Annotated in this window: 14 protein-coding genes; 1 reads left to right on the top strand and 13 read right to left on the bottom strand. The window is 58.1% G+C overall.

The window, feature by feature from the left end:
- Positions 1-6: 6 nt before the first annotated feature.
- The 11 genes from ACN4F8_RS04210 to ACN4F8_RS04160 form a co-directional block, all read right to left on the bottom strand.
- Positions 7-609 carry a lytic transglycosylase domain-containing protein gene (locus tag ACN4F8_RS04210; protein ID WP_419472396.1) on the bottom strand — a complete coding sequence of 201 codons (603 nt, stop codon included), beginning with the start codon at positions 607-609 and terminating at the stop codon, positions 7-9.
- Positions 610-631: 22 nt separating this feature from the next.
- Positions 632-3,181, bottom strand: coding sequence for a VirB4 family type IV secretion system protein (locus ACN4F8_RS04205; RefSeq protein WP_159608882.1), 2,550 nt, complete (start codon positions 3,179-3,181; stop codon positions 632-634).
- A 69-nt stretch (positions 3,182-3,250) separates the two neighbouring features.
- Entirely contained in the window at positions 3,251-3,556 is a 306-nt protein-coding gene (locus tag ACN4F8_RS04200) for a VirB3 family type IV secretion system protein (RefSeq protein ID WP_159608881.1), read from the bottom strand.
- 3 nt (positions 3,557-3,559) lie between these two features.
- Positions 3,560-3,925 (bottom strand): TrbC/VirB2 family protein, encoded by a 366-nt coding sequence (locus ACN4F8_RS04195; protein WP_419472395.1) that lies wholly within the window; start codon positions 3,923-3,925, stop codon positions 3,560-3,562.
- A 70-nt stretch (positions 3,926-3,995) separates the two neighbouring features.
- Positions 3,996-4,988, bottom strand: coding sequence for a CpaF family protein (locus ACN4F8_RS04190; protein WP_159608879.1), 993 nt, complete (start codon positions 4,986-4,988; stop codon positions 3,996-3,998).
- A gap of 81 nt (positions 4,989-5,069) precedes the next feature.
- Positions 5,070-5,708: a DUF4400 domain-containing protein gene (locus tag ACN4F8_RS04185; protein ID WP_419472394.1), complete on the bottom strand. Its 639-nt coding sequence runs from the start codon at positions 5,706-5,708 to the stop codon at positions 5,070-5,072.
- Between the two features lie 66 nt (positions 5,709-5,774).
- Complete coding sequence (locus tag ACN4F8_RS04180; RefSeq protein ID WP_419472393.1) at positions 5,775-6,392, bottom strand: hypothetical protein; 618 nt, start codon at positions 6,390-6,392, stop codon at positions 5,775-5,777.
- Positions 6,389-8,344: a conjugative transfer system coupling protein TraD gene (gene traD / locus ACN4F8_RS04175; RefSeq protein WP_159608876.1), complete on the bottom strand. Its 1,956-nt coding sequence runs from the start codon at positions 8,342-8,344 to the stop codon at positions 6,389-6,391. Before traD ends, ACN4F8_RS04180 begins: the two co-directional genes overlap by 4 nt.
- Position 8,345: 1 nt before the next feature.
- Positions 8,346-10,436 (bottom strand): MobH family relaxase, encoded by a 2,091-nt coding sequence (gene mobH / locus ACN4F8_RS04170; RefSeq protein ID WP_419472392.1) that lies wholly within the window; start codon positions 10,434-10,436, stop codon positions 8,346-8,348.
- Positions 10,325-10,978 carry a FlhC family transcriptional regulator gene (locus ACN4F8_RS04165; protein WP_159608874.1) on the bottom strand — a complete coding sequence of 218 codons (654 nt, stop codon included), beginning with the start codon at positions 10,976-10,978 and terminating at the stop codon, positions 10,325-10,327. Before ACN4F8_RS04165 ends, mobH begins: the two co-directional genes overlap by 112 nt.
- 221 nt (positions 10,979-11,199) lie before the next feature.
- Positions 11,200-11,835 (bottom strand): hypothetical protein, encoded by a 636-nt coding sequence (locus ACN4F8_RS04160; RefSeq protein WP_419472391.1) that lies wholly within the window; start codon positions 11,833-11,835, stop codon positions 11,200-11,202.
- Between the two features lie 77 nt (positions 11,836-11,912).
- Here ACN4F8_RS04160 and ACN4F8_RS04155 point away from each other — a divergent pair, with 77 nt between their 5' ends.
- On the top strand, positions 11,913-12,641 hold the full coding sequence (locus tag ACN4F8_RS04155; protein ID WP_419472390.1) for a hypothetical protein: 729 nt from the start codon (positions 11,913-11,915) through the stop codon (positions 12,639-12,641).
- A gap of 69 nt (positions 12,642-12,710) precedes the next feature.
- Here the strand turns inward: ACN4F8_RS04155 and ACN4F8_RS04150 are convergent, their stop codons facing one another.
- On the bottom strand, positions 12,711-14,546 hold the full coding sequence (locus ACN4F8_RS04150) for a transposase (RefSeq protein ID WP_419472389.1): 1,836 nt from the start codon (positions 14,544-14,546) through the stop codon (positions 12,711-12,713).
- Between the two features lie 230 nt (positions 14,547-14,776).
- On the bottom strand, positions 14,777-15,841 hold the full coding sequence (locus ACN4F8_RS04145; RefSeq protein WP_159608871.1) for a DUF7146 domain-containing protein: 1,065 nt from the start codon (positions 15,839-15,841) through the stop codon (positions 14,777-14,779).
- Positions 15,842-16,197: the final 356 nt, after the last annotated feature.

Raw genomic sequence — 16,197 nt, 5'->3', positions numbered from 1 at the left:
TGATGACTACTCATCAAAGGCCAAAACCGAGGTGTTTTGATGCCTGTCGCGGGGCGCTTTTCCAGCAGCGACTGGGCCTTTGAATCCGCACGCCTGGAGCGACATCACTGACTTGGTCGGGCCGGGCGCTGCTCCCCATGTAACTAGGGTGTTCCAAACCAACCCAACGTAGCGGTCGTTGAAACAGCGGGTGCGTGAGTGATATGCCCCAACGGCGTACCAGGTGTTCCCGAACTCGCGCACCTGCTTGGCGAGATGCCATGCCGCCACGTACGTCGACACGCATGGATCCAGTAGGTCGTGCTTGCCGATGCCGTAGCGGCCCAGCTCCTTCAAGTGCATCGAGTTGATCTGGGCCAGTCCTAGATCCACAGTGCCGTTCGGGTTCTTGTTTACAGCCGATGGCTTGAAGTTGCTTTCGACCTTCAGAATCGCCATGAGGATCCATGGATTGACTGAGTGACGGCCAGCGGCGTCCTGCACACAGTGGGTGACAGCGGCTCCACCGTCACCCCCAGCAATTTGTTGGGGAGCGGTCTGCCCCTGAGCCTGCGACGCAGTCGAACAGGCGAGAAGAAGCCAGCAAACAGCGACTTCTAGTAGCTTCATTCGCGGTGCGCTCGAACAGGCGTCAGCGAGCGCCGATGTCGATGTTCAGCACCTCTTTCATGAAACGAGCTTCCCAGGCGGGAAGTCCGTCATCGCGGTACTCGAACATCTGTTTGACCTTTGCGGGCTGGGTAGTTGCCTCGTTGATGGCAATGAGCGCAGGGGGCATCTGCGTGTTGACCAAGCGAGTTACCGTCGGCTTGATGAGCAGGTAGTCCCGCTTAGGGATAGCCGATGCAAGCAACTGCATCTGGGCTTCGTTGGTACCAAAAATGGTTCGGTACAACTCAGCCTGTGACTGCGATGAGCCTTTCACCGAGGGAAGGAAGATCTGCGTCGGAATGTTCTGAGTGAAGCTGCCCACATTCGGCAGCCGCGCAATTTCGTCGAGGGCCTGGGTGGCGAAAACGACAAACGCCCGCTTCTTTCGAAAGGTACGCAGCCAGTCTTCAAACTTCTGGAGAAAGACTGGGTTGGAGAGCATGTACCACGCCTCCTCCACGTAGATGAACGTTGGCGTCGTCCCGTCGAGGCTGCGCTCGATGCAGTAGAACGCGTAATCCATGAAGGGGCTGGCCAGCTGTGGCGTCTGAAGTATGCCGCCGCACTCAAGGCACACCATCTTCGTCAAGGAGAAGTTGTCTTCCAGGCTGTCAAAGTAGCTGGCATACACACCCGATCCGTAATCGTCTTCTGAGTCAGAACGGTCCACATAGGGAGCGAGCTTCGCGGCCAGATGGAGGTTTTCGCCAGCAATCAGTGCGTACAAAGCAGAGAGTCGCCAGGCCGAGGAGGGCGACCTGCGAAGGCCCTGAATCGCTGTGAAGATGCTCGATCCTTCTTCAGCTGAAACGGTGCTTCCGCCAGCGGTGATCAATACCTCGATCCACTGGCGCAGACGCATGTCGTCGTCGTTCATCATCATCACGCCAACAGGATTCATCGACCGTGACGAACCAGCGGAACTGACGTCCACGTGCTTGCCACCCATCAGCACCGACGCCATGGCCAGGCTGTAGTCCTTGTCGAAGATGTATGTCTGTGAAGGGTGGTACTTCTGGAACTGCGCGACAAACAGCGTCATGAGTGAGGTCTTGCCTGCTCCCGACCCCCCAATTACCGCGGTGTGCCCAAGATCGTCCTGGTGGGTATTGAAGTCGTAGGTGACACCGTATGGCGTGAGGAAGCGGCAAAGCGGGGGAACCTCGTGACCGATCACGCGGGAGAAAAGAGGGTGCGTCGCCTCGCCGCGAGTAATGGTGCGGATAGGAGCCAGATCTGCAATGTTGGCGGTTGATGCGAGCTTCCACCGCAGGGTGGCGTTGGCATTCCCGGGGAACGATGTGAGGACAGCGGCCATGAGGCCATGGCGTTCGCGAACAATCGTGAATCCGCTGCTACGCAACGATCCTCCCAGTACATCTGCAGCTGCTTCTGCATGACGTGGCGTCTCGCCAATGGCTAGCAACGACATGTTGTAGTAGCCGTAACTGATGTCCTGCGTGGTGAGCTCCACGAGGGCATCCTGTGCGTCTTGAGCGAGATGCAGGTTGCCGGTGTTGACTTTTTCGCTTTCGACATCAAACAAGCGCTCGGCTACTCGGGTCACAACGGACTTGACCTCTGATCGGTAGAACATTTCCGCGTCCTGAATGGCCTTCTCCGCAACCATTCGATCAAGGAATCGGTAGCACTGAACAAGGACGTACTCGCAATCCACCGCCATCAGCTTGTCCATGTCGAGGCTGTGTGCCTCCTGTGGAGTTCCCGTGGTTGACAACGCTGCGACGTAAACCGTCTTGTTGACGCCCTTGAACTCCATCAGGTCGTGCTTGCGTTCAACCGAATCGGTAGCCAAGAGCGTGTTCAGGTAGCTTCGGCCTTGGGGAGGCGTCACGGGCCCACGAATGGATGCGAAGTTGGCTCGGGCATGAAGCTCGCCGAGGAACTCCTTCCCACCAAGGCGGCGAAAGCCCAAGTTGAGTTCGACGACACCTGAGAACGCTGCGAGCACCTTTTCGAACTCCGCAGCCATTTCAGCGAGTTGACCGCGAACTCCAGCTATCGCGCCCCTGTCAGAAAGCCGGCGCTTGGCGAGGCTCGAAACGGCCTTGAAAAAGTTGCCATCGTGTTCTTGAACCTCTGCGCTCAGCGATTCAAAGAACGCCTCAGACCGGCTTGGGAAGTTGTAGGCAAGGAAAAAATGTTGCTTGATGACAGCATTGCGGCGTACGCGAAGCGAAGCGGCCCACTGGTCATCGATGGCCTGTGCCACTGGGTTGGTGAAGGCGCCCGCAGGGTAGCCGTCCACATACCGACGTTCCTGAATGCTCCACAGGGTCACCCTTTCGCCCAACGAGCGAAGTGCCGTTTGCATCTGGTTGATGCGATGGTCCACTTCGTAATTCTCCTTGCCCTCAACGTCGTCACCGGCGACCGCGAATGCGGCAAGCAATGAGCCATCCTGGCAAAGCACAACATCGTCTGTGATCATGCCAAACCATGGCAGCAACTCAGCGAAGCTGCGGGCGGACTTGCGAGGCTTGGTGAAGAGGTCTTCGAAGGAGAGCATGGGGACAACGTAGTGAGGTTTGGAGAACAAGAGGGCTGCTCGGTTGGCCGAGTTCAGCCTCTTGTTGAACTAGCGGGGCAAGCCCTTGCCCCAGCCCTTGGGCCGCTTCTGGAAATCAGAGGGCCGAGGAAGCGCGTCGTAGACGTGCTCCTCATTGAGGTACTTCAGCAGCACGCCCACAAACTGGTCATCCTTCTTCGTTACCCAACGGGCCAACACGAAGAGAATGATGAGCAGCGGGTACGCCCAGAATGCTTGTGCGACGAGTGAAAACACGGCGCCGAACACGAGCCCGCCAAAGCTGCTCTTCTCCACGCCCATGATGAGCTTGGGCCGATGCAGCGAAAGGTGAAACAGGCTTGAGCGGGACGCCATGGCTTACATCAGGCAAGCGTTCAAGCCGGCCAGGTTCTGCATGTACTCGCTACCGGAGAGGATTCGGCCCAGGCCAAGGACGATGCCGAAGATGATGCAGACCGTGATGATGCGGCCCCAGTCCATCTTGGTGATCATTCCGAAGATGAGGGTCACGACAACCACCATGACGAAAATCACCACGGCAAGTGGTCCGCGCAACCACTGGACCACGTCACAGCCAAAGTCCTGAATGAAGGGCACTTCAATCTGTGCAAAGGCGCTGCCTGGCGTGAAGGCAAGCAGCATGAGGAAGGCCATGAGAACCCAACCGCCAACGCGTGCTGGGGAGCCGTTGGCGCCATGATCGAGCTTGCCGCCGAAGGACACGAGGGGAGTATTTGCGAGGTTCATGAGGAAGGTTCTCCGTGGTTAAAAAAGGGTGAAGCGCTGGTTGGTATCAAAAGTTCTCAAGGTCATAGGTGCCCTTGGTACGGTCGTAACCGTGCAGGCGTACTGCCTGGGACACGGTTCTCTTTGCGCCATCGCGCTGGATGTAGAACATCCAGTTGACGGTTTCAGCAATGGCCACGCGCAGGGAGTCGTAAGGGACGCCCATGTCGGCCATCAAAAGTAGGTTTTCGAGTCGGGGGAGCGCCTTGGCGGCGCTGTTTGCGTGGATCGTTGCGGCCGACCCCGGGTGCCCAGTGTTTGCAGCGTCGAGCCAGTCGTACGCCTCTGGACCACGCAATTCGCCGACAATCACCCGCTTGGGTGCATAGCGCATTGCTGTACGAACAGCGCGCCGTGGTGTGACGCCCTGCTCCTCGTCACATTCGATGATCACGTGGTTCTCGGACGTGACCTGCAGCTCGTGCACCCCTTCGATGACAAACAGACGATCCTCTGCCGGCATCATCGAAAGGAAGGTATTCATGAACGTGGTCTTGCCCGATCCGGTGCCACCCGCAATCAACACCGTCTCGCGGGCGTCGACAACGTCCGCCATCACCTTGGCGTACTTCTCGGAGATCACCCCAGCTGCGACATATTCATCCAGCGTGAAGACTCGGGCAGCATGGCGGCGAATGCACATGCTTGGGCCCTTAACTGCGGCGGGTGGAAGAATCGCCTCGATTCGAAAGCCAGGAAGCTGGGCCGACAAGAGCCTGTTGTTTGACCGCTCGCCAACTTCCTTCGCTACGAAAGAGGCCATCAGGGTGATTGCCGTGCGGATCGTTCCTGCAGTCAGTGCGACCCGAACGCGACGCTCTTTACCGTGTTTTGAGATGAAGACGTCATCCGGGCCGTTGACCATGATTTCGTTGATCTCGGGATCTTCGAAATATGGGCGCAGCGTATCGAGCGTGTCCTTGATTTGATTCAGGACGTTCTTGCTATAACTCGCGCGCTCGGACTTGGATGCAAGGGCTGGGGTAGGTACGGGATGCATGCAAGAATTTTTGCGTGCCGCCCCGCTTTTTCTGTCGAGCCAACGCACCCTATTCGGTGCGTTGACCCGCTTTCTATCGGGTCATCGCCCGAAGATTGGCTGCGAGTTCGAGATCAAAACCGAAAGCGGCAGTGCAACGCAAGCGGCCCAGACCGGCGCAAGCAGCGGAGACATCGTGAATGGCATCACGAGGTAAACGACTGGCATCGCGACAATTGGAATCACGATCATTCCCGCCAGCGTGAAGGTAGCGGGACGCATAGTGCCGAACTCGGCCATCTTGACTCTTCGTTGCATCAAGCCGTCGTATACCGCGGCGACAAAGAATGGCAAGAGGAAGACCAGCCAGATCATCACAATGGCCAATCTCATCGCTACCACGTAGGACTGCAAGACAAGGCCCGACATGTAGCTGTTGAAGAGGTCTGCCATCACGGCACCGCCCACGCCAGCCACCTTGATGCTCAACTGGCGTTCTTTGTCGGTGAGCGACGCTTTGTTGGCCGCGACCATGACCCCTTTGAGCGGCGTGTTCTCGAACAGTCCATTGGCAAAAGAGACAACGCCGTTACCAACGCGTTCCCCCATGGCAGCACGGGTCTGGGCAATCTCTGCCGTCACGAACCGTTCCATGCTGTCACCAGTGCGAAGCATGGGTGCGATGAGAAAACCCAGCATCGCCAGGAAGAACCAGAAACCGAGGTGCTGCGAATTTTTCATGTATGGCGTGCGCGCGAGTGTTGCCTGGTGGATTCATGGATCGTGACGCCCAGCCCCGGCGAACACTCACCCTTTGGATGCGTGCTTGATTAGGTAACCGGTGTCGATTGGGTCTGCTACGTGCGCAACCATGTGAGCGTGCAAGCCCACCACCTGGACCTCAGTAGGTCCAGGGTGGGACAACTGCGCGCAGATGGTGTCGATGCCGTGCTTCTCTGCCCACGGCTTCAATGGCTCTGCAAAGTGCTGCCACCGCTGTAGATCGCCATTGCGATCTACCCCACTGATGCTCAACCGGGCCACGTCTGCGACGTACTGAGTGAGTCCATAAAGATAGACGCCAACGAGTCGGCCGATGAACGCTTCTCGGTTATTGATGGCCGTGGTTGACCGCGAGACCGCTTCGGCGATGGACTTGCAAAGCAGTGACTGACCGTCCTGCGATGGCCAACGCGGCGTGATGTATTCAGCAAGGCGGCTGGTAGCTTTTTTCAGCGTGGGCTGGTGTGCCCAGATGGAGATAGCCATCCCTTCGTGCGGCGTGCCGGCGATGGCCGCGCTCAGCCAGTCTTCGGTGGAGTCCGTAGAAAAGTCAGCAAGCGACCAGTAAGCGAACGCGGTCGGGTCACCGGACTGATTCGGAGGGCGGGCGCGCGCTGCTGCGAGGGAAACGATCTGGGTCATGTCGGCTTGTATTTCCTGTCTTCAACAATCACGGGTATGCGGCCCTTGATGAGTTCGCCGCGATTGAAGAATCCGATGTAGTGGAGGTCCTGAAGACTGGGCAAAAGTGACTTCGGGAAGATTTCTTTGTCTTTTTCCGAAATCGATGTACTTGAGTTTGCCGAGAATTCCAGGCCGACGTCCTCGGTCTTTGACCCTATTCCGGTTGATTGGCCGCGAACCGTGATCGTGGTTTCCCCCAGTTTCTCGGTAATGAGAGCCATCGTGTCGGGGTCCTGGGTGGCGCCGACGATCATGTTGTTCATGTTGCCGATGAACCGTTTGGCACGAGCTGTGTTTCCGCCGAACTTGTCCACCAGGTCGGAGAACGTTTGGCCGAGTGCCCAGATAAAGAAACCTGCGCCCCGGCCCTTGTTTGCCTGCTGGATAACGGGCGCGCAAACAGCATCGCCCCACTCATCGATTACGACGTGGACTCGACGAGGTTCCTCGCCAGTGTCGGCCGCCGTGCCGTGGTTGTAGATCTCAGCTGCCACTGCTGATAGTTCTGCCAGCGCCATCGTTGAGATGGCTCGGCCGACGGATTCATCGGCCAGAGTGTCGGTGCCGATGTAGAGGATGTGGTTTCCTTCAACAATGCGCTTGCCATCCATGATGGGCCGCGTGTCATTGATATCGTCGTAGTCAGGTGAAAGTAGCCCCTTCAGGTCGTCAGTGGTCAGCTTGGTCAGCATCGGGGTGATGGAGATGATCATCTTCCCGAACCACTCACGATTCGCCTCAAGAATTGCGATCAAGCCCCGCAGTTCCTCCGGCTTTATCGGTAGTCCGGTCAGCTTGGCCTGCTCTTCGTCCTCTGGAACCAATTCCTGAAAAACCTTGATCATGGCGGCCAGCTCGGGCGACGACGTTTCAATGCCCCCCTTCTGCGGCTTGCCGCCGGCGGAGGCCTGCGCATTCAACTGCTTTTCAAGCGCCTCCTTCAGTTCCGGGCAGTCTTCCTCGAAGAATTTGCGCAAAGCCGTGCTGGTCAGCGACTCGACTGCCGTGCGAGATTCCATGGCCGTCTTCAGGCTGTAGATCGAGACTCGGCGCCCGACGTACTTCATGGCGTTTGTGATCCGGTGCACGGCCATCCAACAGAATTCCTTGAAGTTGTCGGATTCCTGACTGTCCAGCACCATCGTGATGCGGGAGGCTACCTGCGACACGCGGTCCCAGTTCTTGATCAGATCAAGACGCACGGACTCGCTTGCGAATGCGGGGTGGAGCATCAGGAAGCGTTCGGGCTTGCCCGACAGGATCGCTGCCTGGCGGCAGATTTCTCTGAGGTCCTTGTCGCCCTTGGGGTCGATGACGATCACGCAGTCGCCTCGCATGGCCAGTTGAAAGATGACCAGAGCGGCGAGTCGAGTCTTGATCGCGCCGGTGGTCGCGATGATGGCGCAGTGCCCCTTGAGCGAGTCGAAGGGCAGGATGACGTCTTTTTCGCCCATGTCCAGGCCGTGGATCCAAGGCAGCCCTTTAACCTTGAGCGGATCCTGCCCGTTGCCGAAATACTTCATCCACCACTTGGGTGGATAGACCTCATCCAGGTCGCGCTTCATGATTTCGTAGGCGCGCTGCGTGTGCCTTGGCTCCCACCTGTAGCCCCAGCCTAGCCACAAGTTGTTGCCCAGCTTGTGCATTGATTTCTGCAGGTGCGTAGCAGGCATCACCACGGTGGGCTTGCCCACCAACGACACCTTGTACTTTATGAGCCGGTGAGCTCCGAATGCTCTGTAGAGCGCCATCGTCAGCGCGAGCAGCGAACATGCGGCCAATGCTGCTTTGGGTGCGTTCAGAACGAGCGCTACCCCTGCCATCCAGATGCAAGCAACTCCCCAGGCAAGGGTTGAGCGGGCCTCGAAAACAGGTCGCAGCAGCTGCTCAAATTGTCGTTTCTTTGCCATTTCAGAGTCCCAGCTTCTTCACGGCGAACCGCGACAGAATCACACACTCCTTGGGCTTTGCACCCTCAGGGATGGATACCTTGTTGATCTTCAAACCAGGGGTAGCAGCTGGGCTGTACACGAGCCCTGCAGCGGCCATCTCCCCTACCCAGCCCGGCACATCCCGGACGATCGTGTTGAGGAACTCCAGTGCGATGGCGGCGCCGTGATCGGTCATGCGCATGTGCTTGCTCGCCTCACCCCGATCACGCCATGCTTTCATGACCTTGCCCAACAGCTCTATGTGCAAGCGCTTCTTGATGTCTTTCTGGACTTCCGAGGGCACCAGATCGCTGTACTTGACCTCAGCCGCTTCTTTGATCGCTGGCGCAGCTTGCCCATCGGCCTCTACCGCCGGCGCCGGAGAGATGGCCAGAGGCACCAAGGACTCTGCGGCGCGCAGGCCTTCTGGCTCTTCCGACTGCGCCGTTGATTGGGGAGGCTGCTGCGCTCCTACTTCTGTTTCAGAATCACTTTCCCGTTGCAGGAGGTCAGGCTGACTGGGTGCCGTCAGCGAAGCAAGGGGATCTTCAAATTCTTGGCCCACTGGTACAGGCTTTGCCTTCGGTTCGGGCTTCTTCCGCTGCACGCGCTCTGCCTTCGCCTCAGCTGCCGCGAGGGGATCTGCTGCAATGACCGCGGCGACCGTTTTTGGAGCCTTGATGTCCAAAGCGTCGGGGTCGAAATCTTCCATGACAGAAAGAGGGTTCTTTATCTGGAGGGCGCGAACGATCTCGCCTTCGTCTGCGACGACCTCCACCATGCCCATTTCCTCGCCGTTGTTCGTCACGATTCCAGACGCCTTGAGCAATTCGGCGATGGTGGCGGGGTTCGTCGGCCAGCCTTGAATTTGCTCACGCTGTCCGAAGTTGGCGATGTCCTCAATCGCTTCTGGCCAGACGAGATACACACCCGATGCATCCGCGCGTACTCGGTCGCCGTTGAGCTTCCAGGTTGGAGTGGCGAGAAGTGTGCGTATGGCGCCCACGAGATACGGTCCCAAGTGGGTGCCGACCTTCTGACGACCAAAGGCTTGTGGACGCCGGGCTTCTTCTCTACGAGAAATTCGCATCCAGACGGTGGCGATCACGTCCTGGCAATTGCGCGCAGACGATGGCTGACCCGAGCTGATTTCGTACAGCGCCTTGACCAATTCGGGCGAACCGTCATCGAGCCACTGGAGATTGTCCGCCCCGACCACCTGGGCAATCATCGACGCGATATGCGTGGAGGGTCCCACTTGCTGCTCGGTCTCGTCCTGGTCTGGCCACGACGCGAAGATGCGTGAAGTCCCGCCTTGCTGAGCCCATTGCGTGAGACTGCCGAAATGACGTCTCCACGCCTTGCCGTCTGCACCCGTCACCACAACAGTGTCCAGGCACCTACCAAGGGGGTAAAACATACCGCCGAGGAAACTGACGTAGCGCCAACGTGTTTCCAGGGCATGCCGGCGTTCCACAGTCTCATTGCCGGTGAATATCCGTCCATCTGATGCCTGGAAGGAAAAGAAGGCCATTTCGAGTGCAGCGCGGAACAACCCCCCATGACCAGAAAACAGACCGCTTGAGGTAGCCGGCAGAGTGTTGACCTGCTCGGCAAGGTTGCGAAGCGGAGCGATGAACCGAGCATCGAACACCGGGGCATCCATCGCGGCATGCAGGCGCAGGCGTTGGATCAGATCCGCATTGGAGTCGAGGAGGGCCTGAGGATCGTTTACCGGCAACCCCTGGTCAATGGGCGGGTAGACAGGCGCCTGCGCGGTTGCGGGTACAACCTTTTGTGCGGTTGTGGAGGAGACTGATGGGGTCTGGCTGACCAGAGCCTCAGTCTTGGCGAAAAGGGATTTGAGCCACGTTTGGAGCATGTGGGTATTTTTCAACCCAGCAGTGCCAAAGCACTGAGCTCCAAACAGCGTATATCGCGTCGTTGACGCGATGTGGGTCAGCCAAATTTGTAAGTTTGTTCCGTTGCCGCGCGTTTTGCCGCCAGTCGTTCCTCGATCAGCAGGTTCGCGTTGTCCATGCGCAAGTCCTGAATGGAACAGACGGGGCACGTGGACTGGCCTTGGTGGGAGGCAGACACGGGGTAGCGGGAGTTGCAGTCACCGCACTGGTGCACTTCGATGGCCCGTTCCTTGATGCCCTGCACCATGAGGTAGTAGCTCTCGAAGGAGATGCGAGGCTCCACACCCCACGAGTAGTAGTCGGAACGGTACTTGTTGTACACAGCCAGTCGTTTGTCACAAGCCTTGGCCAGATTCGTTTCCGCTTCTGCATACTCGCCAGCGCCACGCGAGCCAAAATGCAGTGCAATCAGATACGCGGCGTCGTACTTGTCTGTCTTGCTGGAAATGAAAGTCTTGGACGTGTAGTCGCGACCCACACCACGCGGACGATTCACTTCTTCGCCCATCTCGCCATAACGACGGTCAATTTCTTCCTTGATCCGTTGACTGCGGAGGTCGGTGCCTGTGATCTCCTGAATCAGTGCGGTGCGCTGAGTCAACAGAATGAGCTGGTCGAAGCGGTCTTCCCACGCGGGGTCGGTGAAGATCAGTTTTCTAGTTCTTTTTGCTGCAACAGCGCGTCCGCTCATGGTGTTCACTGATTTACCCCTGAAGAATTGGTGACTGTCATACCTGCAAACGAATGACGCTCCATAGGCCCAAATATCGGCAACAGGAGCGGTGTCCTGAGTTCTCTTTTTGGGCAAATGTCACACATGATCGCGTTTGGTCGGTTGTCTGGGTTGAAGCGGAATCGAAAAGCTACTTTTCGAGTAACGAAGTGGGAAACGAGCGCAATGAACTGCCCGGATCACCTGAAATTGGCACGCCCCTTTTTGGACATGAAAGCCAGCCGTGTACGCTCCCCGACCGTCATGTTTCCAGCTAGCACAGCAGAAAAGTACTGGTCACTGGCAGACAGGTTGAGCGTCATTCCAGGACTGGCAGCAAGATCCTTCAACTGATGCGGCGTTGAGGAACTGAGAGTGCCCGCTTCGGACGCCGTGAGGTCATGGAGGATGCAACCCTTTTCCATGTCAGTCCGGATAGCATCTAGGCGCACACACAACGCCATGAAGACTTCTTCCCGGTTGGCGAGCTCATAGGGGTCCACCGTTGCAAACGGCTTCGAGCCCGGTGCTGGATGCCCTTCAAGCAACGCTATGGTGAAAAGCGGGCACAGGCAGTCTGCCGCCGCTTTGACCTCGTCCTCTGAGTAGACCGAAAGCCTTTCCAGAAGATCACGTTGACCTGGAAACCACCGCGCAACGATGCGCGGATCGGTGTCATCTAGGACTCTCGCGATCTCCCACCGCCTGAGCAAAGCGGCTTGGTTTTCCGCACGGACAGCTCGCGTCTCTGTAGGCAACTGCCACTGGTTGTCAGTTTCACCTGGCTGACTCGTAAACAAATTCGTTCCTTTAAAACGTTGCGTGCGCGGCGCCACATTAAATTTGGGGAGACCGCCTTAAAATGGGGCGCTTGGGTAGGCACCCATGCACTATGAAAACATAAAACGGGCCTATGTCAACCCAAAACAACCGACGAACTGGCACCCTAAATCAGCGATTCACGCAGAGGCTTCGGGTCCTGCTTGACCAGCAGGGCTATCCCGCTTCCATTCGAGACCGCAGCAAGGCTCTGAGCATCCGGCTGGGTGTTTTTGAGTCCGTGGCCAGCGCACTTCTCACCGGCAGTGAGATGCCTGACTTCGATGTGCTGATGAGTCTCTGTGAACTTACTGGCAAGAGCCCTGGGTGGTTTTTGGACGCTGGCAAAGAATCTTTGCCCGCTCGCACAAGGCTGGTGCGGTGCGTGGGTCCGGGAGAGGAGCTGGCCATTTGCCTTCCGACGACGCTTTATGAAGGTCGAGTGGACGAGCAGCAAGCCTTGAACTATTACCGCGCCGTTCGCGCGATGGGTTTTGGAGTCAAGGCTGGCGACTTCATCTTCACCGTAGACGCTGAGCTTCAACCACACGCCCTGGCCAAGGGCGACCTGTACCTGGTGGGCAGCGAACACGGGTATGACATCCGTCGTTGTGTGCACACAGGGGGCGACAGAGCTGCTCTCACGACCTTCGACGGTAAGCAGGTTCAGACGATCCGCAAGCATGGTTTGCGAGAGGTGCAGGCAGACTTTCAGGAAAGCGGGCTGGGCAACGACCTTCATCACTTCGGCAAAATCATCGCGGTGCTCAAGGGTGTGGCCAACCTTCCGACCACAGCGGAAGCGTGGGACCTGCTGGTCTGACGACACCAGGCTCGGTACAGACGGAAAAAAAGGCCGCACTTGGGTGCTAGCCGTTCCGTTAAGGAGTTGCTAAGCGCCCGCCGGGACCTCATTGATAGCCCCTCCAGCCTCGTGCTGAGAGGGGCTTTCTTCTGGGGCACGTCGAACCGACGAGGCCCTCTGGCGAGGGGGCTCACCGGGCACGAAGTAGAGGATGTCCTCTTCAGCCACCGGGCCCCGGGCAAGGCCCATTCGCATGGCGGGAGTTCGCTTGTCCTCGCCAACCTCGCAGTAATTAAAGTAGGTCCGGAATATCTCAACCAGCTTTGCAAGGACACCGGGGTTGTAGGCGTTCTTGCCGAACCAAAGGCGGCGGTCAGCGGAGGCGCTGACAACTCCGCGCTCGGCCATTGTCAATGCTCGACGCAGCTGCATGAAGAATCTGTCGATTTCATTCAATGAAGCTCGGCGATACAGCCTTGCCGCCTGCTGAAGTTGCGCCTCTCTCTCATTTCGGTCTTCTGATTGCTTCTCAATGTCGGTGAGCCAGCAAATCATCTTGACTGGTTCGCGCATGTCGCTTAGGGGGTGCCGTAGCCACCGGTCATTCCACTTTCCAATTTCTCGTACGCGCTCCATTTCTGCGCGAATCAGCAGTAGCTCCACTTCCTCTTCGGTGAAGTCCGGATGCGCCTCGCACATTCGCCGGAAGGCCTTGATGCTTTTCCCGACCAAGCCTCGCTTTTGGTCGACTGTTCCATCTTTCGTCACCTGAACGTAGAACGCGTCGGCTGTCCGATTGAGTACGCGGTCCACCTGCGCGGCCATGAATGCTGCCCTCAATCCGGGTTCTTGGTCCAAATAGAATCGAATCTTTGTCGCTCGCTGGAGCAACCGGCTAACGAATTGGATGTGCGCGTGCATTACGGACTGCTCATGCAGCAACATCCCTTTGGCCGGAGTACGCGAATTGAGCGAGGGCTCATCGCCGTCGTCGATGACGTCTCGCTCAACGACGTCTTCGTAGCGCGACGACACCTCGTTCACCAGGCGGTCCTCGAGGGAGGGCTCCACCAGCTCAGCTGCCTCCTTCTTGGCCTTGCGCCGGCCATCAGCTCGCTTCGCAGCCCGTTCGTAATCGCGCTCCAACCAAATTCGGGCGTAACGCCGAAAGGGCTGGGCCAGATGGTGGTCACCGAATCGCACCAGGTCTTTGCTGACCGCCGCATCGTCCATCTCTTCGTCGAAGTTCAAATGCGTGCCGTAGATGTACCCAGTATCTTGGTCGGCACTGGCCATTGAAAGAATCGTGGTGTTTCGTCGCTGCTTCTTCGACGACCAGTTCACCATCAGCTTTTGCCGGTCAACAGAAATGCGGCGTCGCCCCAAATCTGTTCTGTCAATCAAGGTGCGCTCGCGCTCACCTGCAAACAGCCGACACTGCTCGTAGATGAAATCGATGCGGTCGTAAAGTACGGAGGTCGATATTCCAAGCAACTTGATGATTCGACGGATGGGGACGGTATTGACCAGGCGCCGAAACACGTCACGATTGACATGAGTTTCGCGTTGACGTTTTGTGGACTTGCCTCCGAACGTGAAGGTCTTGCCGCAATTGGCACACTTGTACCGAGGTGTGCCGTGGCGATTGGTGCCGAATCGCGTCGGTGGCTTTGTGCTGGTGCCGGACGAGGCTGCGCAAGTCTCGTCTGAGCATCTGGGTAGAACCGGCTCCAAGTAGGTGCTGATTCGCAATAGCTCTTCGGCAATAGCAAGATTGCTTTGCATGGGGAAGATTTCCCCGCACAGCTGACATTTGAGGCTTGGCTGGGACTTGCCCGTGGCCACTACGACGTAATCGCCCGGCATCGCCTCGACGGTGCCTCCGAAGGCTCGTCCACGCTTCCGGTCATGCAGCGGCGCCACCCCAAAGTTCCGACAACAGGGGTTCTTGCAGTGGTTGACCTGGATGCCAGCGGCCGTCGGTGGATACCGCCACGGCCACTTCTTCGGCCTCCCGGGCCCTGAAGGAGATTTTTCCTCAGACAAAAAAGGGCTCCAGCGTAAGACTGGAGCCCATTCTGTAACAATCAGAGGGGTCTTAGCAACCCCTTACCGGAACGGCTAGCACTTGGGTGCGGCCTTTCTCACGTTGCTCAGAGTGCATGCGAGCGCTCATAGGCTTTCGCCCACTGGTTTGCCATGTCCTCCCCCTCGGTTGCAGCCTGGATCACCAGGACACGCAGCCCGTCCTTGCGCGCGCGCTGGGCCAACTGCTCGGCGTAGAAGCTGCCAGGACGGCGAAACTTCTGCACCCCGTTGACCACACCTGCAGCCTTGCGGGCATCGTGGTCAGCGAAGATCACAAGGCGGCGAACCGTTGCCTTGAGGTCTTCAGGCAACACAAACTGCGCCATCGCTGGCCCGTTCAGGCAAGGCCAGACCGGGAGGCGGCGAAGCATCGCAGCGCCCAGTCCGGTTTCAATGCCTTCGCAAACCCCTAGGGTGTCGCCCTGAGGCTCCATCATTCGGATTGCAAAGGCGTTGACGCCCACGCCGTAGTCGGTTTTCTTGACGAGCGGCACGTTGGCTTTACGGCCATCCGACGTCAAGAAGGTTTTGTGCAGCTGCACGACATTGCCCGCGGCGTCCATCGCCAAGGCCAGCATCGCTGGGTGCTTGCCGAGAGATACCGGCTTGCCGCCATCCTGCTCGGGTGGCGCCCAGTACTCCAGTCCCGGATGGAAGCGAAGCATGTTCGGCTGCACGTCCAGTCCTGGCACGCGGCACTTCAGGTAGAGGTCGACCGGGTCACCACTGGTGATCGGGCGGGCCTGTTCCCAGAAGTTCTTGATCCGCTGCAGGTTTCGCTGTGCAACTTCTGGTGTCATGTCATCACGGCCGGTGGCGCGAGACTCACGCGCGATGGCTTGAATCTGCGCCCCTGAGCCGTAGTGCGTTCGCACATGATCTGCAGCCTCTCGGAAGGTGCGGTATCCCATGTGACTCATGAGCATCTGAAATCCGCTCGCGTAGCGGCCGCCGGTGCACTGATTGCACACCCAGGCACCGCCGTTCTTCTTGGCCCAACGGTAGCGATCATTGCCCCCGCAGAAGGGGCACGGACCATTGCGCTGGATGAAGAACTTCGTGTCCATGCCGGCCGCCGTCAGAATGTCTGGCCAGCGTCCGTAGACAAGGTCTTCAGCATTGACGTTCATGCTCCTAGCTCCTCAATAAAAAAGCCGGGGGCCGCCTCACCCCATAGGGACAAGCTGCCCCCGGAGGTGGTTGATAGCAGCCAGTGGGCTGCGAAAGACGCAAGATGCGTTAACGAGGCAATTCTCCAGGGAGAGCGCCTCCTCGTCCAACCGATCAGGCCAGTTCAGGCCAGAATCTGAACTGGACAGGCTCATGGCTCTTTTCAGGGCTCGCATGAACGCTGAAAAAAGCCCCCCCGCGATGCGCGGAGGGACCTAAGGAAGGTCTGCAAAACCTCCCTCCCGTTGAACTGGCAAACGGCGTGAAGTGAGGAGAAGATAGGGGCATGAACCAAATCACGCTGGGGCTGGACCCC

It is taken from the genome of Hydrogenophaga sp. (assembly GCF_048549895.1).
Taxonomy (GTDB): Bacteria; Pseudomonadota; Gammaproteobacteria; order Burkholderiales; family Burkholderiaceae_C; genus Hydrogenophaga.
Note: the sequence above shows the minus strand (reverse complement) of the source record. Positions and strands in the feature narration are given on the sequence as shown.

Coding starts and splice junctions, on each gene's coding strand:
- ACN4F8_RS04210 (WP_419472396.1), bottom strand. CDS start 609: ATGAAGCTACTAGAAGTCGCTGTTTGCTGGCTTCTTCTCGCCTGTTCG.
- ACN4F8_RS04205 (WP_159608882.1), bottom strand. CDS start 3,181: ATGCTCTCCTTCGAAGACCTCTTCACCAAGCCTCGCAAGTCCGCCCGC.
- ACN4F8_RS04200 (WP_159608881.1), bottom strand. CDS start 3,556: ATGGCGTCCCGCTCAAGCCTGTTTCACCTTTCGCTGCATCGGCCCAAG.
- ACN4F8_RS04190 (WP_159608879.1), bottom strand. CDS start 4,988: ATGCATCCCGTACCTACCCCAGCCCTTGCATCCAAGTCCGAGCGCGCG.
- ACN4F8_RS04185 (WP_419472394.1), bottom strand. CDS start 5,708: ATGAAAAATTCGCAGCACCTCGGTTTCTGGTTCTTCCTGGCGATGCTG.
- ACN4F8_RS04180 (WP_419472393.1), bottom strand. CDS start 6,392: ATGACCCAGATCGTTTCCCTCGCAGCAGCGCGCGCCCGCCCTCCGAAT.
- traD (WP_159608876.1), bottom strand. CDS start 8,344: ATGGCAAAGAAACGACAATTTGAGCAGCTGCTGCGACCTGTTTTCGAG.
- ACN4F8_RS04165 (WP_159608874.1), bottom strand. CDS start 10,978: ATGAGCGGACGCGCTGTTGCAGCAAAAAGAACTAGAAAACTGATCTTC.
- ACN4F8_RS04155 (WP_419472390.1), top strand. CDS start 11,913: ATGTCAACCCAAAACAACCGACGAACTGGCACCCTAAATCAGCGATTC.
- ACN4F8_RS04145 (WP_159608871.1), bottom strand. CDS start 15,841: ATGAACGTCAATGCTGAAGACCTTGTCTACGGACGCTGGCCAGACATT.